At 63.3% G+C, this 19,564-nt stretch carries 14 protein-coding genes; 9 read left to right on the forward strand and 5 right to left on the reverse strand.

All coding sequences use genetic code 11. The annotated features are described in order from the left end of the window. Positions 1 to 45 precede the first annotated feature (45 nt). The 4 genes from JQ635_RS21630 to JQ635_RS21645 all read left to right on the forward strand — a co-directional run bounded on the left by JQ635_RS21630 (position 46) and on the right by JQ635_RS21645 (position 5,274). The gene (locus tag JQ635_RS21630) at positions 46 to 819 is read left to right on the forward strand and encodes an SDR family NAD(P)-dependent oxidoreductase (RefSeq protein ID WP_211411799.1); all 774 of its coding nucleotides are present in this window, start codon (positions 46 to 48) and stop codon (positions 817 to 819) included. 276 nt (positions 820 to 1,095) lie between these two features. Next, positions 1,096 to 2,601, forward strand: coding sequence for a glycerol kinase GlpK (glpK, locus tag JQ635_RS21635; RefSeq protein ID WP_211411800.1), 1,506 nt, complete (start codon positions 1,096 to 1,098; stop codon positions 2,599 to 2,601). Between the two features lie 232 nt (positions 2,602 to 2,833). Next, positions 2,834 to 3,427 carry a GNAT family N-acetyltransferase gene (locus JQ635_RS21640; RefSeq protein WP_211411801.1) on the forward strand — a complete coding sequence of 198 codons (594 nt, stop codon included), beginning with the start codon at positions 2,834 to 2,836 and terminating at the stop codon, positions 3,425 to 3,427. 275 nt (positions 3,428 to 3,702) lie between these two features. Then, a complete protein-coding gene (locus tag JQ635_RS21645) occupies positions 3,703 to 5,274 on the forward strand; it encodes a hypothetical protein (protein WP_211411802.1) in 1,572 nt (523 codons plus the stop codon). 6 nt (positions 5,275 to 5,280) lie between these two features. Here JQ635_RS21645 and JQ635_RS21650 read toward each other — a convergent pair whose 3' ends face one another. After that, positions 5,281 to 5,694: a DUF6636 domain-containing protein gene (locus JQ635_RS21650; RefSeq protein WP_211411803.1), complete on the reverse strand. Its 414-nt coding sequence runs from the start codon at positions 5,692 to 5,694 to the stop codon at positions 5,281 to 5,283. Between the two features lie 150 nt (positions 5,695 to 5,844). Here JQ635_RS21650 and JQ635_RS21655 point away from each other — a divergent pair, with 150 nt between their 5' ends. Continuing rightward, positions 5,845 to 6,474, forward strand: a complete 630-nt coding sequence (locus JQ635_RS21655; RefSeq protein ID WP_211411804.1) for a glutathione S-transferase family protein — start codon at positions 5,845 to 5,847, stop codon at positions 6,472 to 6,474. Positions 6,475 to 6,823: 349 nt separating this feature from the next. On the opposite strand, the gene metH is transcribed toward JQ635_RS21655, so the two are convergent. Together metH and metF are read right to left on the reverse strand one after the other, a co-directional pair. Then, on the reverse strand, positions 6,824 to 10,675 hold the full coding sequence (metH, locus tag JQ635_RS21660; protein WP_211411805.1) for a methionine synthase: 3,852 nt from the start codon (positions 10,673 to 10,675) through the stop codon (positions 6,824 to 6,826). A 6-nt stretch (positions 10,676 to 10,681) separates the two neighbouring features. Continuing rightward, positions 10,682 to 11,602 (reverse strand): methylenetetrahydrofolate reductase [NAD(P)H], encoded by a 921-nt coding sequence (gene metF, locus JQ635_RS21665; protein ID WP_211411806.1) that lies wholly within the window; start codon positions 11,600 to 11,602, stop codon positions 10,682 to 10,684. Between the two features lie 394 nt (positions 11,603 to 11,996). Here metF and JQ635_RS21670 point away from each other — a divergent pair, with 394 nt between their 5' ends. Continuing rightward, positions 11,997 to 13,010 carry an LLM class flavin-dependent oxidoreductase gene (locus JQ635_RS21670; RefSeq protein ID WP_211411807.1) on the forward strand — a complete coding sequence of 338 codons (1,014 nt, stop codon included), beginning with the start codon at positions 11,997 to 11,999 and terminating at the stop codon, positions 13,008 to 13,010. A gap of 125 nt (positions 13,011 to 13,135) precedes the next feature. Here JQ635_RS21670 and JQ635_RS21675 read toward each other — a convergent pair whose 3' ends face one another. Continuing rightward, on the reverse strand, positions 13,136 to 13,993 hold the full coding sequence (locus JQ635_RS21675) for a prephenate dehydratase (protein WP_211411808.1): 858 nt from the start codon (positions 13,991 to 13,993) through the stop codon (positions 13,136 to 13,138). A 37-nt stretch (positions 13,994 to 14,030) separates the two neighbouring features. Beyond that, complete coding sequence (locus JQ635_RS21680) at positions 14,031 to 14,771, reverse strand: 3-deoxy-manno-octulosonate cytidylyltransferase (protein ID WP_211411809.1); 741 nt, start codon at positions 14,769 to 14,771, stop codon at positions 14,031 to 14,033. Positions 14,772 to 15,006: 235 nt separating this feature from the next. Here JQ635_RS21680 and JQ635_RS21685 point away from each other — a divergent pair, with 235 nt between their 5' ends. The 3 genes from JQ635_RS21685 to JQ635_RS21695 all read left to right on the forward strand — a co-directional run bounded on the left by JQ635_RS21685 (position 15,007) and on the right by JQ635_RS21695 (position 19,563). Beyond that, positions 15,007 to 15,561: a c-type cytochrome gene (locus tag JQ635_RS21685; RefSeq protein WP_183247061.1), complete on the forward strand. Its 555-nt coding sequence runs from the start codon at positions 15,007 to 15,009 to the stop codon at positions 15,559 to 15,561. Between the two features lie 211 nt (positions 15,562 to 15,772). Beyond that, positions 15,773 to 17,674, forward strand: coding sequence for an extracellular solute-binding protein (locus JQ635_RS21690; protein ID WP_211411810.1), 1,902 nt, complete (start codon positions 15,773 to 15,775; stop codon positions 17,672 to 17,674). Between the two features lie 14 nt (positions 17,675 to 17,688). Continuing rightward, the gene (locus JQ635_RS21695) at positions 17,689 to 19,563 is read left to right on the forward strand and encodes an extracellular solute-binding protein (protein ID WP_211411811.1); all 1,875 of its coding nucleotides are present in this window, start codon (positions 17,689 to 17,691) and stop codon (positions 19,561 to 19,563) included. Position 19,564 lies beyond the last annotated feature (1 nt).

Consider the following 19,564-nt stretch of genomic DNA (forward strand, 5'->3'; position numbering starts at 1 on the left):
GGGCGGGTGATGATGAGCAAGCTGACCCAGCGGAGCCCAACAACAATGAAAAACACCCCGTTCGATCTCACCGGCAAGGTCGCCGTCGTCACCGGCTCGAGCCGCGGCATCGGCCGCTCCTCGGCGGAGTTGCTGGCAAAGCTCGGCGCCAAGGTCGTGGTCTCCTCGCGCAAGGCCGACGCCTGCAAGGAGGTCGCCGACGGCATCAATGCAGCGGGTGGTGATGCCATCGTCATCCCCTGCAACATCGCGCGCAAGAACGAGGTCGAGGCGCTCATCGCGGGCGCGACGAAGCACTACGGCAAGATCCACATCCTCGTCTGCAACGCCGCGGTCAATCCGTATTACGGCCCGCTGCTCGACATCACCGACGACGCCTTCGACAAGATCATGGGCTCGAACGTGAAGAGCAACATCTGGCTCTCCGCGCTCGCGATCCCGCAAATGGCCGAGCGCGGCAACGGCTCGGTGATCATCATCTCCTCGATCGGCGGCTTGCGCGGCTCCACGGTAATCGGCGCCTACGGCATCTCCAAGGCCGCCGATTTCGCGCTGTGCCGCAGTCTCGCCGGCGAATGGGGCCCGAAAGGCGTCCGCGTCAATTGCATCGCCCCCGGCCTCGTCAAAACCGATTTCGCCCGCGCGCTCTGGGAAGACGAAGCCCTGCTCAAGCGCCGCACCGCCACCACGCCGCTGCGCCGCATCGGCGAACCCGACGAAATCGCCGGCGCGGTGGCCTATCTTGCCTCCGACGCCTCGAGCTTCATGACCGGCCAGACCATCGTCATCGACGGCGGCGTGACGACGGCGGCGGTGTAGCCGTCTCTTTCCCTCTCCCCTTGTGGGAGAGGGTGGATCGCCGCGTAGCGGCGAGACGGGTGAGGGGTCCGTCTCCGCGAGTGACCCTCCCGCATTATTCCACGCCGATAGAACCCCTCATCCGGCGCTTCGCGCCACCTTCTCCCACAAGGGGAGAAGGAAGCGCCGTGGCACCCACTGATCCAACCTTGACCTTCCGCCTCCAATCCGCTCCCTTTGGTCCGACACAACGACCCCCTCAGGGAAACGCCAAGAAAAACGCCAAGGTAAGCCGCCATGTCTTTCGTCCTCGCCATCGACCAGGGCACCACCTCCTCGCGCGCGATCGTGTTTCGCGGCGACATTTCCATCGCGGCGAAGGCGCAAGCCGAGTTTCCGCAGCACTTTCCAGCCTCGGGCTGGGTCGAGCACGAGCCGGAGGACATCTGGACCTCGACGGTGATGGTCTGCCGCGAGGCGATCGAGCACGCCGGCATCAGCGCCAAGGACATCGCCGCGATCGGCATCACCAACCAGCGCGAGACCACCGTGGTGTGGGACCGCGCCACGGGCCAGGCCGTGCACCGCGCCATCGTCTGGCAGGACCGCCGCACCGCCGACGTCTGTGCGAAACTGAAGGCGGACGGCCGCGAGCCCGTGATCTCGCAAAAGACCGGCCTGATCATCGATCCCTATTTCTCCGGCACCAAGGTCGCCTGGATCCTCGACCACGTTCCCGGCGCTCGCGCCCGCGCCGCGCGCGGCGAACTGATGTTCGGCACCATCGACTGCTATCTGCTCTGGCGCCTCACCGGCGGCAAGGTGCACGCCACCGACGCCACCAACGCCTCGCGCACGCTGCTGTTCAACATCCACACCGGCCAGTGGGACGACGAACTGCTGGAGATCATCGGCGTGCCGCGCTCGATGCTGCCCGAGGTGAAGGACTCCTCCGCCCGCTTCGGCGAGAGCACGCCCGATTTGTTCGGCGGTGCGATCGCGATCTCCGGCATCGCCGGCGACCAGCAGGCCGCGACCATCGGCCAGGCCTGCTTCCGCCCGGGCATGATGAAGTCCACCTACGGCACCGGTTGCTTCGCGCTGCTCAACACCGGCACAACACCCGTTGTCTCCAAAAACAAGCTGCTCACCACCGTCGCGTACCAGCTCGACGGAAAACGCACCTACGCGCTCGAAGGCTCGATCTTCGTCGCGGGCTCGGCGGTGCAATGGCTGCGCGACGGTCTCGGCATCATCAAGCACGCCGCGGAGACCGGCCCGCTCGCCGATCAGTCGGACTCCATGCAGAGCGTCTATCTCGTCCCTGCCTTTGTCGGCATGGGCGCGCCCTACTGGAATCCGCGCGTCCGCGGCGCGCTGTTCGGCCTCACCCGCAACACCGGTCCCGCCGAGCTCGCCCACGCCGCGCTGGAGAGTGTTTGTTACCAGACCTTCGACCTCTGGGCCGCCATGCGCGCCGACTGGCCGAGCTCTGAGACCGCCAGCGTCGTGCTGCGCGTCGACGGCGGCATGACCGCCTCCGACTGGACCATGCAGCGCCTCGCCGATCTCCTCGACGCACCGGTCGACCGCCCCGTGATCCAGGAGACCACGGCGCTGGGCGCCGCCTATCTCGCCGGCCTCCAGGCCGGCGTCTATCCCGAGCCGACAAAGTTCGCCGACAACTGGCGCCTCGAGCACCGCTTCAAGCCGAACATGAGCGAGGCGACGCGCGAGCGAAAGCTCGCGGGATGGGCCCGCGCGGTGAAGGGCGTGCTGGCGAGCGACGAGGGGGAGGGGTAGGCCCCGATAACGGCGGCAGCGATCGCTCTGACGCCGAGGGAATGAGGCGCGTCCACAAACTCCGCTGTCGTCCTGGCGAAAGCCAGGACCTATAACCACCGAGCCAAGTTGCCTTGGACCGCTATCGGCCCCAACCTGCCGCAACAACGACCAACTGTGGTAATGGGTCCTGGCTTTCGCCAGGACGACACGGGGTGTGTGGACGGCGTTCAGCTTCAAAGGGACGCATCCTATGATCATCCCCGACGGCTATTCCGACGTCCCCGCCGGCAAGATCGCCGCTGTCGTTACCCATCTCGAAATGACCGCACCTCCCGCGCACCGCGCCGATCCGCGCGGCAGTTGGTCCCTGCGCAAGGTCGACGCTCCCGCGCTTGATTGGTACCGCGACCTCCACCGCCGCGTCGGCGAGGAGTGGCTGTGGTTCTCGCGCGCGCGCATGAGCGACGCCGAACTCGCCGCAATCATTCACGCGCCGGGCGTCGAGATCTACGCGCTGGCCATGGACGGTCGCGACGAAGGCCTGCTGGAGCTGGATTTCCGCGAGCCCGGCCAGTGCGAGCTGGTCTATTTCGGCGTCACCGCCAGCTTGATCGGGCGAGGCGCCGCCCGCTTCCTGATGAACCGCGCGCTGGAGATCGCATGGTCACGCGACCTTCGCCGCGTCTGGGTGCACACCTGCACCTTCGATCACCCCTCCGCCGTCGCGTTCTACCAGCGCTCCGGCTTCCGTCCCTTCCGCCGCCAGATCGAGATCGCCGACGACCCGCGCCTCGACGGCACCGCGCCACGCGATGTGGCGAAGCATGTGCCGATCATCGAATAGTACGCGGCTGCCGCTCCACCGTCATTGCGAGCGCAGCGAAGTCCGAGACAGAATCCCCCTTCAAGCCGAACATGAGCCATGCGACGCGCGAGTGGAAGCTAGCCAGCTGGGCAACGGCGGCGAAGGGCGTGCTGGCGAGCGACGAGGGAGAGGGTAGCTTGGGCCGCACGGTTGCTTCTGCACCGTCAGGCAGCTAGACAAGTGGATGCAACCAGTGCGAGAATGGTTGCGGTCAGTTGCAATGGCTTGTCTATTTTTTCCAGAAAGAAATTTCAATGAGCGTTCTTGAGACGACTAAAGTTGAGAACCTCTCGCGAATTGTCGAAGAATCAACTCGGTCAACAAAAGAGGGCGTGAAGTACTTTATTGAGCCCGCTCCGGGTACGCTGGCTCGAGCCAAGAATAAGCGCTATCATATCATCTTCGGACGCAGAGGATCCGGAAAGTCGAGCCTGTTGGCAAAAGTGACAGCGGATCTCACTGTTAACAGAAGTCCGATTGCCTACGTAGACCTCGAAGAGTTTAAGGGGCACAGCTATCCAGATGTATTGCTGAGCGTGCTCATCAAGACGCTAAGCGAATTCAAAGCGTGGATGGATTCCGCGGCAATCCACCCATCCAATAGAACATCATTCTGGAATAAGCTTTTTGGAGCGTCGCCGTCGAAGAAGGGGTTCCCTCGCGCAAAAACCGTCGAAATATCTGCCGAGCTTGGGGAGATGATCAAAGAGCTCAACACTGTCCTTTTCGCCGCTGACGATGCCAAGATTCAAACGACGCGCAAGGGCGAAACCGCTGTTGAGTTGCAGACGGCGCTTACCGCTGGAGGAAAGATCCCAATTGCCTCGATTGAATCAAATCTGAAATCCTCTGAAAAAGGGACGCAGTCGACCCAAACTCAACAGGAGTATACGTCAAGGAAGATCGAAATCCTGCACCGGAATATTATGCGATACAAAGGTCTGTTCCAGCGCATGACAGAACTCGCCGACGGACCAGCGTTTCTATTGTTGGACGATTTGTATCACATAAGGAAAGCGGATCAGGCTGAGGTTGTTGACTATCTCCATCGAATTGCAAAAGGGCTCAATCTTTGGATCAAGGTCGGCACGATACGTCACAGGTCGCGTTGGTATACGTATAGCGATCCGCCGCGAGGAATGAAGCTCGGCGATGACGCGGAAGAAATTGATCTGGATGTGACGTTAGAGAAGTATGATCTGACGAAGCGCTTTCTCTTGCGAATTCTGGAGCAGTTCGCTCGAGAATCTAATCTGAAATTGGACGACTTTCTTACCGACGGAGCACGCGATCGCCTTGTGTTGGCAAGCGGCGGCGTGGCCCGCGATTTTCTCACTATTTTCCGGCGTGCAATTGATGTAGCGAGAGAGCGCCTCGCACGAGGAGACAGCGCGAGAGGGGAGAAAATCGGTGCAGAGGATGTCAACAAGGCGGCCGGCGAGTTCGACAAATTTAAAAGAGAGGACTTTTCACGCGATGCCGGCAAAGATGAGGAAAAGAAGCTTCTAGAGATATTTGAGAAGCTCAGCGATTTCTGTTCGACTGAAGCAAAGGCAAACTGCTTTTTGATCGATAAGGATTATAAGGAGAGCGACGTCGAGAACGTCCCAGATCTTGTTGATCTGAAATTCCTCCACCACGTTCGATCCCGAGTCACTGTCCGAGAACGCGTTAATCGACTATACGATGCTTATATGCTCGATCTTAGTCAGTATACGGGGGAGCGTGCTCGCCGAAATTTTGAAATTGTAGAATTTTGGGGGCAGAATGCCGAGGATGCGCTACGCAAATCTCGATATATTTTTGCCGAGAGACCGCGATCCTAATCGCCGCTAAAACACCTTCTGCTCCGCCCGCGCCAGCGAGAATCCGTGCTGCATGGCGTTGAAGCACGTCAATCCCGTCTGCTCCGACCGACATGTGAACCCCGCGCGCTGCCACACCTCGCCATAGGCGAGCACCGGCAGCGAGGCGTCCATCACGGTGTCGCCGGCGCAGATGCCTCCCGCGCTGCCTTTCGCGCTCATCTCGAAGGCATGGCCCCAATCGAGCTCGCAGTCTGCTGGCCGGCGCGGGCGGTTCTCCATGTTCATGATGTCGCAGCGGAGCACGCTCTGGCCGTTATCGGTGAAGAACTGGCAGACAATGTTCTTCGACGGCGTCAGAAAGCCGATCGGGCGGTCCTGTGCATGGGCGACGCTCGCGGCGGCGAGCAGGGCGAGCGTGGTGAAAGATCGCAGATGCATGACGAGCCCTCGGCTGATCGAGTGTGCATTGATTCCGCTTTGTTGCGGGATGCGCAATGCTCTTCTTCCAAGATATCTGTTGCGGCAGGTCCGCATTGGCGATGAACTGGACGGCCCTGCCATATCCCACGACTGACAAGAGCGCGAACCATGTTCCTGATCGGCCAATACGACTCCCCCTTCGTCCGCCGCGTCGCGATTGCGTTGCGGCTTTACGGGCTCGCTTTCGAGCACAAGCCGTGGTCGACCTTCGGCGATGCCGACAAGATCGCGCCGTACAACCCACTGCGCCGCGTGCCGACGCTGGTGCTCGACGACGGCGAAGCGCTGATCGAGAGCACGATCATCCTCGACTATCTCGACGAGCTCGTCGGCGAGGCAAAGGCGATGCTGCCGCGCAGCGGCGCCGGCCGGCGCAAGCATCTGCGCATCTGCGCGCTCGCCTCCGGCCTCGGCGACAAGGCGGTGAGCCTGCTCTACGAGCGCGTGCTGCGGAAGGAGCAGCTTGCGCTGTGGGTCGAGCGCTGCCAGGCGCAGATCGCTGATGTCCTCGGCGTGCTTGAAGCCGAGCGCGCCAGGGTGACGACGCCGTACTGGCTCGGCGAGCGCATCGGCCACGCCGACGTCGCGGTCGCCTGTGTCCTTCGCTTCACCCGCGAAGCGCATCCGCAGCTGTTCGATGCCAACCGCTATCCAGCGCTCAGCGCGCATGCCGAGCGTTGCGAGGCGCTGCCGGCATTCCGGGAGATCGTGCAGCCGCTGGCGCCGCCGAAGGGGTGATATCTCTTACCCTCCCCTGGAGGGAGGGTCGATCGCGCAAAGCGCGAGCGGGGTGGGGTGATCTTTCAACACGGGCAGAGCCGTAGCCCGGATGAGCGAAGCGATATCCGGGAAGACCTGTCCCGCATGTCGCTTCGCTCATCCGGGCTACGCGCTTGCTCGCCAGGACGGCACCGGTGGGCGCGCGGCACCCGCCCGACTGACGACAGGCGGTCCGCGATGATGGAATATTACTACTGTTTTGCCCGACGCCGCAACTCGATTTCGGTAACCCCGAAATTCGTCAAGCTTTTCAACCCCATTCTACTGTGCATGGGGTTGTTTTCGCATTTTTGTTTTGAAGGCGCGGCTAGCCCGCGCCTGCGCGCTTCTTCTGCCAGACCAGATGCACCGCGCAGGTGCAGCCGGGCGGATGCGAGGCGAGGTCGTTTGACGCCTCATCGTTCGCCGGCGTCGCCGCGAAGGCCTTGCCCTGCTGCGACGGGATGTAGTTCAGCACCGGCGCGAGCCAGCGCTCGGCTTCCGCCACCGTCATGCCCTTGCGCGCGGCGTAGTCCTCGACCTGGTCGCGCTCGATCTTGCCGACGCCGAAATAATAGCTCTCGGGGTTCGCAAAATAGAGCCCGGATACGGATGAGCCCGGCCACATCGCAAAACTCTCGGTCAGCTTAACGCCGGCGGTCGCTTCCGCATCGAGCAGCTCGAACAGCGTCGCCTTCTCGGTGTGGTCGGGCTGCGCGGGATAGCCGGGCGCGGGGCGGATGCCCTGATACTTTTCGAGGATCAGCTCGTCGTTGGAGAGCGCCTCGTCCGGCGCATAGGCCCAGAACTCGCGGCGCACGCGCGCATGCATACGCTCGGCGAAGGCTTCGGCGAGGCGGTCGGCCAGCGCCTTGCACAGGATCGAGGAGTAATCGTCATTCGCCAACTTGAAGCGGTCGGCGACCGCGTCCTCGCCGATGCCGGCGGTGACGACGAAGCCACCGACATAATCGGGCACGCCGGTGCCGACAGGCGCGATGAAGTCGGCGAGCGCCGCATTGAAACGGCCCTCGCGCTTCTCGAGCTGCTGGCGCAGCGTGTGCAGCGTCGCGATGCTCTTGGTGCGGCTCTCGTCGGCATAGAGCACGATGTCGTCGCCTTGTGCGTTCGCCGGCCAGAAGCCGATGGTGGCGCGGGCTCGGAACCACTTTTCCTTGACGATGGTGTCGAGCATCTTGCGCGCATCGTCATAGAGCGAGCGCGCGACCTCGCCGACCTTGGCATCGTCGAGGATGGCGGGGAAGCGGCCGTGGAGCTCCCAGGTCTGGAAGAACGGCGTCCAGTCGATGCAGTCGACGAGCTCGGCAAGGTCGTATTCGTCGAAGCTGCGGATGCCCAGGAAGGTCGGCTTCACCGGCTTGCTCTTGGCGAAATCGACCGGCACGCGGTTGGCGCGTGCGGCAGCGAGCTTCAACCGCTTCTTGTCGGCCTGCGCGCGCAGATGCGCGTCGGAGATCTTGGCGTATTCGGCGCGCACCTCGGCGGCGTAGGCCTCGCGCTTCTCAGGGCTCAGCAGCGAGGAGGCGACGCCGACGGCGCGGCTGGCGTCGTTGACGTGCACGACGGGGCCGGCGCGATAGCTCGGGTCGATCTTCACCGCCGTATGCACGCGGCTGGTCGTGGCGCCGCCGATCAGTAGCGGCAGCTTCAGTCCCTCGCGCTGCAATTCGCCGGCGAAGAACGCCATCTCGTCGAGCGAGGGCGTGATCAGGCCGGAGAGACCGACAATGTCGGCCTTCTCCGCCTTCACGGTCTCGACGATCTTGGCGGCGGGCACCATCACGCCGAGATCGATGACCTCGTAATTGTTGCACTGGAGCACGATGCCGACGATGTTCTTGCCGATGTCGTGGACGTCGCCCTTCACCGTCGCGAGCACGATCTTGCCGGCGGACGACGAGCCCTCGGTGCCGATGCCGCTGGCGAGGTTGCGCGCCTTCTCTTCCTCCATGAACGGCATCAGGTAGGCAACGGCCTGCTTCATGACGCGCGCGGACTTCACCACCTGCGGCAGGAACATCTTGCCGTCGCCGAAGAGGTCGCCGACCACGTTCATGCCGGCCATCAGCGGGCCCTCGATCACGTCGAGCGGGCGCGAGGAATTCTTGCGGGCCTCTTCGGTGTCCTGCTCAATGAACTCGGTGATGCCGTGGACCAGCGAGTGCGACAGCCGCTTCTCCACCGGCCATTCGCGCCAGGCGAGGTCGGCTTCCTTGCTCTCGGTCTTCTTGCCGCGGAATTTCTCGGCGAGCGCCAGCAGGCGCTCGGACGCGCCGGGATCGCGATTGAGGACGACGTCCTCGCAGGTCTGGCGCAGCTCGGGATCGATGTCGTCATAGACGATCATCTGACCGGCATTGACGATGCCCATGTCCATGCCGGCCTTGATGGCGTGATACAGGAACACCGAGTGCATGGCCTCGCGCACCGGCTCGTTGCCGCGGAACGAGAACGACAGGTTGGAGACGCCGCCGGAGATGTGTGCGCCCGGCAGGTTCTGGCGGATCCAGCGCGTCGCCTCGATGAAGTCGACGCCGTAATTGTTGTGCTCCTCGATGCCGGTCGCGATCGCAAAAATGTTCGGATCGAAGATGATGTCCTCAGGCGGGAAGCCGACCTTGTTCACCAGGATGTCGTAGGCGCGCTTGCAGATCTCGGTCTTGCGCGCGAACGTGTCGGCCTGGCCGACCTCGTCGAACGCCATCACCACCACGGCCGCGCCATGGCGGCGGGCGATCTTCGCCTCGTGGATGAACTTCTCCTCGCCTTCCTTCATCGAGATCGAGTTGACGACGGGCTTGCCCTGCACGCATTTCAGGCCGGCCTCGATCACCGAGAATTTCGAGGAGTCGACCATCACGGGGACGCGGGCGATGTCGGGTTCGGCGGCGACGAGGTTGAGGAACGTCACCATCGCGGCTTCCGAGTCCAGAAGACCCTCGTCCATGTTGACGTCGATGATCTGCGCGCCGTTCTCGACCTGGTCGCGCGCGACCTGCAGCGCAGCCGTGTAGTCGCCGTTGGTGATCAGCTTGCGGAAGCGGGCCGACCCCGTGACGTTGGTGCGCTCGCCGACATTGACGAAGGGGATAGCATCGGTCAGCACGAACGGCTCGAGGCCGGAGAGCCGCAGGCGCGGCTCGATTTCGGGCACGATGCGCGGCTTGTGCGGAGCGACCGCAGTCGCAATCGCCGCGATATGGTCCGGCGTGGTGCCGCAGCAGCCGCCGACGATATTGACCAAACCATCGCGCGCGAACTCACCGACGAGGCGCGCCATGTATTCCGGCGTCTCGTCATACTGGCCGAATTCGTTGGGCAGACCGGCGTTCGGATAGGCGCAGACCAGCGTATCCGCGACGCGGCCGATATCGGCGATATGGGCGCGCAAATCTTCGGCGCCGAGCGCGCAGTTGAAGCCGATGGTGATAGGTTTTGCGTGCCGCACCGAATTCCAGAACGCTTCCGGCATCTGCCCGGACAGCAGGCGGCCGGACTTGTCGGTGATGGTGCCCGACACCATCACGGGCATGTCGATGCCGAGCTCTTCGGTGATCTCGGCGATCGCATAGAGCGCCGCCTTGGCGTTGAGCGTGTCGAAGATGGTCTCGACCAGCAGCAAGTCGACGCCGCCGTCGATCAGGCCGCGGATCTGCTCGCCATAGGATTTGCGCAAATCGTCGAAGGTGACGGCACGGTAGCCCGGATTGGAAACGTCCGGAGAGATCGAGGCGGTGCGGTTGGTGGGACCGATGGCACCCGCAACGAAGCGCGGCTTGCCGTCTTCGGCTTCGACGCGGCGGGCGGCGTTGCCGGCGAGGCGGGCACCCTCGCGCGCCATCTCATAGACGATGTCGGTGAGGTCGTAGTCGGCCTGTGCGATCGAGGTCGTCGAGAACGTGTTGGTCGCGACGATGTCGGCGCCGGCGCGCAAGTAGGCGGCGTGGATGTCCTCGATCGCCTGCGGCTGGGTCAGGATCAACAGGTCGTTGTTGCCGCGCAGGTCGCGATGGAAGTCCTTGAAGCGCTCGCCGCGGAAGGCTTGCTCGTCGAACTGGAGGTTCTGGATCATCGTGCCCATGGCGCCGTCGAGCACGAGGATGCGCTCGCGCGCGGCGTTCAGCAGGGCAGTTCGCTTGGCGGAAACGGGTACGGTCATTTTCTGTTACGCAGCCTTCTGGGCGCTCTTGGCGCGAATGCCGAGCAAATGGCTGATCGCGAACACGAGATCGGCGCGGTTCATGGTGTAGAAGTGGAAGGTGTCGACGCCGTGCTTGGCGAGCTTCTGCACCTGGCCGGCGGCGACGGTCGCGGCGACCAGCTTGCGGGTTTCGGGGTCGTCATCGAGGCCTTCGAATTTCGCGGCGAACCAGTCGGGCACGGTGGTGCCGGCACGTGTGACGAAATTGCGGGCCTGCTTGAAATTGTGCATGGGCATGATGCCCGGCACGATCGGAATACTGATGCCGCGAGCGCGGACGCGGTCGAGATAGCGGAAGTAGAGGTCGTTATCGAAGAACACCTGCGTGATGGCGCGCGTCGCGCCGGCGTCGACTTTTGCTTGAAGCGTGTCGATATCGGCGTCGAAGTCGCGCGCCTCGGGGTGCTTCTCGGGATAGGCCGAAACGGAGACCTCGATGTCGCTGTGCCGCTTCTTGATTCCCGCGACGAGCTCGGCCGAGCTCTGGTAACCCTCGGGATGGCTGGAATAGGGCGTGCCGATGCCGCCGGCGGGATCGCCGCGCAAACCGACGATGTGGCGGACGCCGACCTCGTGATAGCGGTCGACGATCTCGTCGATCTCGCCGCGCGAGGCGCCGACGCAGGTCAGATGCGCCGCCGGCAGCAGCGCAGTCTCCTTGAGGATGCGGGCGATGGTGGAATGTGTCCGCTCGCGGGTCGAGCCGCCGGCGCCATAGGTCACCGAGACGAATTTCGGGTCGAGCGGGGCCAGCCGGTTGATGGTCTCCCAGAGATTGCGCTCCATCTCCTCGGTCTTGGGCGGAAAGAACTCGAAGGAGATCGCAGGCCGCTTCAGCTGCCCGTCTTGCCGGTCGGCTGTCGCAGGCGTCGTCAGGTCATTCATGGCACCACTCGTTGCAAGGATCCCGCCAAGTCTTCGTGGCCGGCCGTCAGGTCTAGGTTGGGAGCGCGTAAGATAGGACAAAGGCGGTCTGCCCGACAGCCCATCAGAAGTGGGAAATAGCCCACTTCTGATGGGCAGCACGCAATTTTGCGCCGTTTCGAGGTCGATGTGGGATATGGATAGGTGTGTAAATTATATAATATTCATATGTAGTTGGTGAAATTTTCGGGTGCATGATACCGCTCGAATTGATGTGGGCAGCTTGAAGTTAGTGTGTCTACAACTGTCTTTGGCCCAATACCGCCGGCTCGACCGTGCACAGGCGCCGCCCGCACGCCAGACCTGCGCTGCCAACCCATTGCCGCCGCAGGGTCCTTCACTACGCTAACGCGCCATGATCCCGCTCTCAGTCCTCGACCTCTCCGTCGTCACCACAGGCACCAAGCCCGCCGCGGCGCTGCGCAACAGCATCGACTTGGCGAGGCATGTCGATGGCCTCGGCTATGTCCGCTATTGGCTCGCCGAGCATCACAACCTGGCCTCGGTCGCGAGCCCGGCACCCGACGTGATGATCGGGCAGATCGCGGCGGTGACGAAGCACATCCGCGTCGGCTCAGGCGGGGTGATGCTGCCCAACCACGCGCCGCTGGTGGTGGCTGAGCGGTTCAAGATGCTGGAGGCGCTGTTTCCCGGCCGTATCGATCTCGGCCTCGGCCGTGCGCCCGGCACCGATGGTGCCACGGCCTACGCGCTGCGCAGCCGGCTCGACCGCCGCGAGGGCGACGATTTCCTGGAGCGGCTGCACGAGTTGATCCTGTGGGAGACCCGCGAATTTCCCTCGGGCCACCCCTACAACAACGTCGTCGCGATGCCGGACGATACCGCCCTGCCGCCGATCTGGCTGCTTGGCTCCAGCGATTATTCTTCGGAACTCGCCGCGCAAGTCGGCATGGGCTTCGCCTTCGCGCATCATTTTGCGTCCCACGACGCGATCGATGCGATGGTGCATTACCGCGACCGCTTCCAGCCCTCGGCCTGGCGCGCGAGCCCGCACGCGATCCTCGCGGTGGCCGTCATCACGGCCGATACCGACGAAGAAGCCGAAAAGCTCGCGACGTCCTTCGACCTCAATCGCCTCCGCCGCGACCGCGGCCAGTATCTGCCGCTGCCGAGCGTCGAGGAGGCGCTAACCTATCCTTACTCCGACTCCGAGCGCACCTCGATCGCCCGCAACCGCTCGCGCCTGTTCGTCGGCAATCCGGCGACGGTGCAGAAAAAGCTGCAGCCGCTGATTGATGCCAGCAAGCCGGACGAGTTGATGGTGATCACCGCCGTGTACGATCACGACGCGCGGAAGAAGTCGTATTCGCTGCTGGCGGAGGCGTTCGGGCTTAGAGCGGCTGTGTAAGACGGTTTCGTGCCCCGGACGCAGCGCAGAGCGGAGCGGTGCGCTGCTGAGCCGGGGCCCATCGCGCCTCCGGGTATTGCGGCTTCTGGGTCCCGGCTCGCGCTTTGCGCGTCCGGGACACGAGATCAATCCTGCGTCTCGCTGAATGTCGCCCGGAACGGATGCCCGGGATACACGCCGACGATGCGGAATTCGCGCGAGAAGAATTTCAGCTCCTCGATCGCGAACGCCAGGCCCTTGTCTTCGGGATGGCCGTCGACGTCTGCGTAAAACTGCGTGGCGAAGAAATTGCCGTCGACCATGTAGCTCTCGAGCTTGGTCATGTTGACGCCGTTGGTGGCAAAGCCGCCGAGCGCCTTGTAGAGCGCGGCGGGCAGGTTGCGCACGCGGAAGACAAACGTGGTGACCAGCGGGCCCGATCCTTGGGACGCCCATTTCGGCTCGCGCGCCAGCACCACGAAGCGCGTCGTGTTGTGGGCCTCGTCCTCGATGTCCTCGGCGAGGATGTAGAGGCCGTAGATCTTTGCGGCGAGGCGCGAGGCGATCGCGGCGACGGTCTTGTCCTTGCGCTCGGAGATGTCGCGGGCGCTGCCGGCGGTATCGGCGTGCACGATCGGCTTGATGCCGAGCTTGCGGATGATGCGCCGGCACTGGCCGAGCGCATGGACATGGCTCTCGACGCTCTTGATGTCTTCGAGCTTGGTTCCTTTCACCGCCATCAGCTGGTGGCGGACCGGCAAGAACCATTCGCCGATGATGAAAAGGCCGGAGGCCGGCAGCAAATGATGGATGTCGGCGACGCGGCCCGCGACCGAATTCTCGATCGGGATCATGCCGAGATCGGCCTCGCCGGACGAAATCGCCGACAGGGCGTCTTCGAAGGTGGCGCAGGGCATCGGTTCGGCGTCGGGATAGGCCTCGACGATGGCGATGTGGGAATTGGCTCCGGGTTCGCCTTGGAATGCGATCTTCATCTTGCTCATGTCTTGAAGTGCTCCTGGTCGGCCTTGTAACAGCGGCTCAGGATTTGGAAAGGATGCTGCGCGCGGTTTCGAGATCGGGCGGCGTGTCGACGCCGCGGGGCACGCTGTCGACGATCATGATGTCGATGCGCATGCCGGCCTCCACCGCCCGGAGTTGTTCCAGGCTCTCCTGCTTTTCGAGGGGGGAGGGCGGCAGCGACACGAACCGCTCCAGCGCGGCGCGACGATAGGCATAGAGGCCGATGTGGTGGTATCGCGGTCCGTTGCCGTAGGGGGCGGTGGCGCGGGTGAAATAAAGTGCCCGCAACCGTTTCGGCCCGATCGGTGAGCCGATGGCCTTCACCACGCTCGGGGCGAGGTCCTCCTCCTCGGTGTGGATCTGCGAGGCCAGCGTGACGATGTCGACCGCGGGATCGTCGAAGGGCGGCAGCACCTCGCGGATGGTTGCCGGTGTGATGGTCGGGAAATCGCCCTGGAGATTGATCACGATCTCGGCCTTGCCCTCTGGATCGAGCTTCTGCATGGCCTCGTGGATGCGGTCCGAGCCGGAGGGGTGGTCGGGGCTGGTCATCACGGCCTCGCCGCCATGGGCCGTCACGACCGAGGCGATCTCGTCCGTGTCGGTGGCCACCGCGACCCGGCCGATGCCGGCGGCTTCTGCGCGGCGCAGCACATGCACAATCATCGGCAGGCCCGCGATATCGGCGAGCGGCTTGCCGGGCAGGCGGGTGGCGGCCATGCGGGCCGGGATCAGCACCAGAATGCGGGGATCGGTCATTGGGTTCAAAGGTCTGGGGTCAAGGGCCTGGAAATGGAGCGTTTTCCGCGCCGAGAAATGGGTGGGGACGGGTTCGAAGCCGGGTCGCTTATACGGGTTGCCAGACCCCGGGCAAACCGATATCTCAATGGCAAAACTCGGGGAAACTACAAGGAACGTTCTGATTCTCCCGAGGCTCGTCCTGGCGGCCGCCCGGCCGCTCAATCCTTCTCAGCGGTGTGGGGCCTGGCCGGAAATGGACTCTTTCGAACTGAACAAGATTATCGGTGCCGTGCTCGGCACCTGTCTCATCCTGCTGGTGACGAGCTTCACCGCCCAGGCACTGTTCTCCCCCAAGATGCCGGAAAAGCCGGGCTTCGAGATCGCGGTGAAGGAAGACGCCGGCCATGGCAAGGAAGGCGGCGCCGCCGCGGCTTCCTCCGAGCCGATCGAAAAGCTGCTCCAGACCGCCTCCGTCGAGAAGGGCGCGGCCGCCGCCAAGAAGTGCGGCGCCTGCCACACCTTCGAAAAGGGCGGCCCGAATCGCGTCGGTCCGAACCTCTACGGCGTCGTCGGCGAGAAGCGGGGCGAGGGCCGTAACGGCTTCAACTTCTCGGCCGCGATGAAGGGCAAGGGCGGCACCTGGACCTTCGACGACCTCAACAAGTTCATCGCCAATCCAAAGGGCTTCATTCCGGGCACCGCGATGGGCTTCGCCGGTATCCCCAAGGATTCCGAGCGCGCCGACGTCATCGCCTATCTGAATTCGCTGTCGGAGCATCCGCAGCCGCTGCCGACGGCATCGAAGTAAGGCTTCAAGACTCAATCTTGGAAGATGCGGCCAGGCTGAAAAGCCTGGCCGTTTCCTTATCCGGACCTCGCGGGCTCGTTATCGGGGCGTTTGGCCGCATCCGAGAGGCCGTCCGGCCTTCCAACATGAGGAAAAAGCAACATATTCCGTCGAAACCTCGCCTATATTGGGACCTTAAAGGAGTAGCCTCCTTCAAGACAGGACTATTGATTTGGCCATTACCCGACGCGATCTCCTGCTCACCGGCACTGCCGCCGCAGCGCTTCCCGCCCTCGGTTCCGTGGCGGGTGTTCCCGTCATCGGCACGGCCGCGGCGCAATCGGCCGGGGAGTTGCCTTGGCGCCATGCCTTATCGTTGTTTGGGCAGATCAAGTACCCCGCCGACTTCAAGCGCTTCGACTACGTCAATCCGGACGCGCCCAAAGGCGGCATCGTGCGTCAGATCGCCATTGGCACCTTCGACAATCTCAACATGGTCGTCTCCGGTGTGAAGGGGCAGGTCGCCGGCGCCATTGGGTTCATCTACGAATCCCTCATGACCTCCTCGCTCGACGAAGTCTCGACCGGATACGGTGCGCTGGCCGAGGCCGTCAGCCATCCCGATGATTTTTCCTTCGTCATCTATCGTCTGCGACCACAGGCCAAATGGCATGACGGCAAGCCGGTGACCCCGGACGACGTGATCTTCTCGCTCGATTCCTTCAAGAAGCATCACCCAAGATATGCAGCTTACTACAGCCATGTGGTGAAGGCCGAGAAAGTCGGCGAGCGCGATGTGAAGTTCGTGTTCGACGCGCCGGGCAACCGCGAGCTGCCGCAGATCGTGGGAGAGCTCACGGTGTTGCCGAAGCACTGGTGGGAGGGGACCGATGCGCAGGGCCGCAAACGCGACATCTCCACGACCACGCTGGAGATTCCGCTCGGGTCAGGCCCTTATCGAGTCAAGGAGTTCGTCGCGGGCCGGTCGTTCACGCTCGAACGCGTCAAGGATTATTGGGGGCGCGACCTCCCCACCGGTGTTGGCCAGAACAATTTCGACCAGATCCGCTACGAGTATTTCCGCGACACCACCGTGGCGATCGAGGCCTTCAAGGCCGATCAGGTCGACTGGCGCACTGAGAACAGCGCGAAGAACTGGGCGACAGCCTACGATTTCCCGGCCGTGACCGAAAAGCGGGTGATCCTCGAGGAATTTCCCAATCGCAGCTCGGGCGTGATGCAGGCTTTCGTGCCGAACCTGCGCCGCGCCAAGTTCAGCGATCCGCGCGTCCGTCGTGCGCTCAACTACGCCTTCGACTTCGAGGAGACGAACAAGCAGCTCTTCTACGGCCAGTACAAGCGCGTCGGCAGCTATTTCGAGGGACTCGAGGATCTGATGGCGACCGGCCTGCCGCAGGGCAAGGAACTCGAGATTCTCGAAACGGTCCGTGCCGAAGTTCCGCCCGAGGTTTTCACGACGGCCTACACCAATCCGGTCGGCGGCAGTCCGGAATCTGTGCGCGACAATCTGCGCGAAGCGCTCCGACTGTTCAAGGAAGCCGGCTACGAGGTGCGCGATCGCAAGCTGATCGACGTCAAGACCGGCACCCAGTTCGCCCTCGAGTTGCTGAACGAGGATCCGAGCTTCGAACGGGTCGCGCTGTTCTACAAGCCATCCCTGGAACGACTGGGAATTGCCGTGAGCGTAAGGACCGTCGATCCGACCCAATACGAGAATAGGACGCGCGAGTGGGATTTCGATGTTATCACCAAATCGTGGCCGGAATCGCAGTCGCCGGGTAACGAGCAGCGCGAGTACTGGTCGTCGAAGACGGCCGGCATCGCTGGTTCGCAAAATCTAGCGGGCATCAAGAACCCGGCGGTCGACAAGCTGATCGAGCGGGTGATTTATGCCAAAGGGCGCGACGAGCTCGTCGCGGCAACCAAGGCGCTCGACCGCGTGTTGCTGTGGAATCACTTTGTCGTGCCGCAGTGGACTTATTCGAAAGTGCGTACCGCGCGCTGGGATCGTTTCGGCCGACCGACGGAATTGCCCAGATACGGCGCGTCCGGTTTCCCGTTCATCTGGTGGTACGACGCAGACAAGGCGGCGCGGATCGCAAAGAAGTCGTGAAGGATATCCCCCGCATGGCGCAACTTTCACGCCGGCATGTGCTGGTTTTGGGTGCCGGCGGTGCGCTCAGCGCCGCCCTGTCGCGAGGCGCGGCGGCGTCGGAGGGGCCGGCCGAGGCCCACGGCATCTCGGCCTTCGGCGATCTCAAATATCCCGCCGACTTCCACCACTTCGACTACGTCAAACTCGACGCGCCGAAGGGCGGCACGTTCTCCCTCATTCCGTCGGTGCGCGCCTACAACCAGTCCTATCAGACCTTCAACTCGCTCAACGCCTTCATCCTGAAAGGCGACGGCGCGCAGGGCATGGACATGACGTTTTCGCCGCTGATGGTGCGCGCAAACGACGAGCCGGACGCGATGTACGGGCTGGCGGCCAAATCCGTGCAGATATCGCCCGACAAGCTGGTCTATCGCTTCACCATGCGGCCCGAGGCGAAATTCCATGACGGGACCAGGCTCACTGCCCACGATGCGGCGTTTTCGCTGACGGCGCTGAAGACCAAGGGACATCCGCTGATCATCGTGCAGATGCGTGACATGGTCAGTGCGGAAGCGCTCGACGATGCGACGCTCGTCGTCACCTTCGCCAAGGGACGTGCGCGCGACGTGCCGCTCTATGTCGCGAGCCTGCCGATCTTCTCGAAGGCGTATTATGCCTCCCGCCCGTTCGACGAGTCGTCGCTGGAGATCCCGCTCGGCTCCGGCCCGTACAAGGTCGGTAGGTTCGAGGTCAATCGTTACATCGAGTTCGAGCGTGTGAAGGACTGGTGGGCTGCCGATCTGCCGGTTTGCCGCGGCAGCTACAATTTCGACGTCGTGCGCTACGAGTTCTACCGCGATCGCGATGTCGCCTTCGAGGGGTTTACCGGCAAGAACTATCTCTACCGCGAGGAGTTCACCTCCCGCATCTGGGCGACGCGCTACGACTTTCCGGCGGTGAAGGACGGCCGGGTCAAGATGGAGGTCGTGCCCGACGATACGCCGTCCGGCGCGCAGGGCTGGTTCATCAACACCCGGCGCGACAAATTCAAAGATCCGCGCGTGCGCGAGGCCCTGATCAACGCCTTCGATTTCGAGTGGACCAACAAGACCATCATGTACGGCGCCTATGCCCGTACGGTGTCGCCATTCCAGAACTCAGACCTCATGGCCAGCAATGGGCCTCCGTCGCCGGAGGAACTGAAGCTGTTGGAGCCGTTCCGTGGCCAGGTTCCCGACGACGTATTTGCGGCGCCGTTCACGCCGCCGATCTCCGACGGCTCCGGACAGGATCGCAGCCTGCTCCGCAAGGCGCAGCAATTGCTGAACGAGGCCGGCGTGCCCATCAAGGACGGCAAGCGGGTGCTGCCGAACGGCGAGGTCTTCAAGATCGAGTTCCTGCTGGACGAACCTTCGTTCCAGCCGCACCATGCGCCCTACGTCAAGAATCTGGGCACTCTCGGCATCGAGGCGAGCGTGCGCGTCGTCGACGCCGTGCAGCACAAGGCGCGCCAGGAAGATTTCGACTTCGACATGACCATCCAGCGCTTCAGCATGTCGGCGACGCCGGGCGATGCCATGCGCGCGTTCTTCTCGTCGCAGGTCGCAAACACCAAGGGCTCGTACAATCTCGCGGGCGTGGCCAGCCCGGCGATCGACGCCATGATCGAGAAGATCATGGCGGCGGACAGCCGCGAGGAATTGACGGTTGCCTGCCGCGCCTTCGATCGCCTGTTCCGCGCCGGCCGCTACTGGGTGCCGCAATGGTACAACAAGACCCATCGGCTCGCTTATTGGGATCAGTTCGGTCATCCGCAGAAGCTGCCGCGATACGCCAACGGCGTCGGTGCTCCCGACATCTGGTGGTATGAACCCGCCAAGGCGGCCAAGCTCGAGCAGGCGAAATAAT

Origin of the sequence: Bradyrhizobium iriomotense (genome assembly GCF_018130765.1) — a bacterium.
GTDB lineage: Bacteria > Pseudomonadota > Alphaproteobacteria > Rhizobiales > Xanthobacteraceae > Bradyrhizobium > Bradyrhizobium iriomotense_A.

Coding starts and splice junctions, on each gene's coding strand:
- JQ635_RS21675 (WP_211411808.1), bottom strand. CDS start 13,993: ATGAGCAAGATGAAGATCGCATTCCAAGGCGAACCCGGAGCCAATTCC.
- JQ635_RS21650 (WP_211411803.1), bottom strand. CDS start 5,694: ATGCATCTGCGATCTTTCACCACGCTCGCCCTGCTCGCCGCCGCGAGC.
- metH (WP_211411805.1), bottom strand. CDS start 10,675: ATGACCGTACCCGTTTCCGCCAAGCGAACTGCCCTGCTGAACGCCGCG.
- JQ635_RS21655 (WP_211411804.1), top strand. CDS start 5,845: ATGTTCCTGATCGGCCAATACGACTCCCCCTTCGTCCGCCGCGTCGCG.
- JQ635_RS21630 (WP_211411799.1), top strand. CDS start 46: ATGAAAAACACCCCGTTCGATCTCACCGGCAAGGTCGCCGTCGTCACC.
- JQ635_RS21670 (WP_211411807.1), top strand. CDS start 11,997: ATGATCCCGCTCTCAGTCCTCGACCTCTCCGTCGTCACCACAGGCACC.
- JQ635_RS21695 (WP_211411811.1), top strand. CDS start 17,689: ATGGCGCAACTTTCACGCCGGCATGTGCTGGTTTTGGGTGCCGGCGGT.
- JQ635_RS21685 (WP_183247061.1), top strand. CDS start 15,007: ATGGACTCTTTCGAACTGAACAAGATTATCGGTGCCGTGCTCGGCACC.
- glpK (WP_211411800.1), top strand. CDS start 1,096: ATGTCTTTCGTCCTCGCCATCGACCAGGGCACCACCTCCTCGCGCGCG.
- JQ635_RS21680 (WP_211411809.1), bottom strand. CDS start 14,771: ATGACCGATCCCCGCATTCTGGTGCTGATCCCGGCCCGCATGGCCGCC.
- JQ635_RS21645 (WP_211411802.1), top strand. CDS start 3,703: ATGAGCGTTCTTGAGACGACTAAAGTTGAGAACCTCTCGCGAATTGTC.
- metF (WP_211411806.1), bottom strand. CDS start 11,602: ATGAATGACCTGACGACGCCTGCGACAGCCGACCGGCAAGACGGGCAG.
- JQ635_RS21640 (WP_211411801.1), top strand. CDS start 2,834: ATGATCATCCCCGACGGCTATTCCGACGTCCCCGCCGGCAAGATCGCC.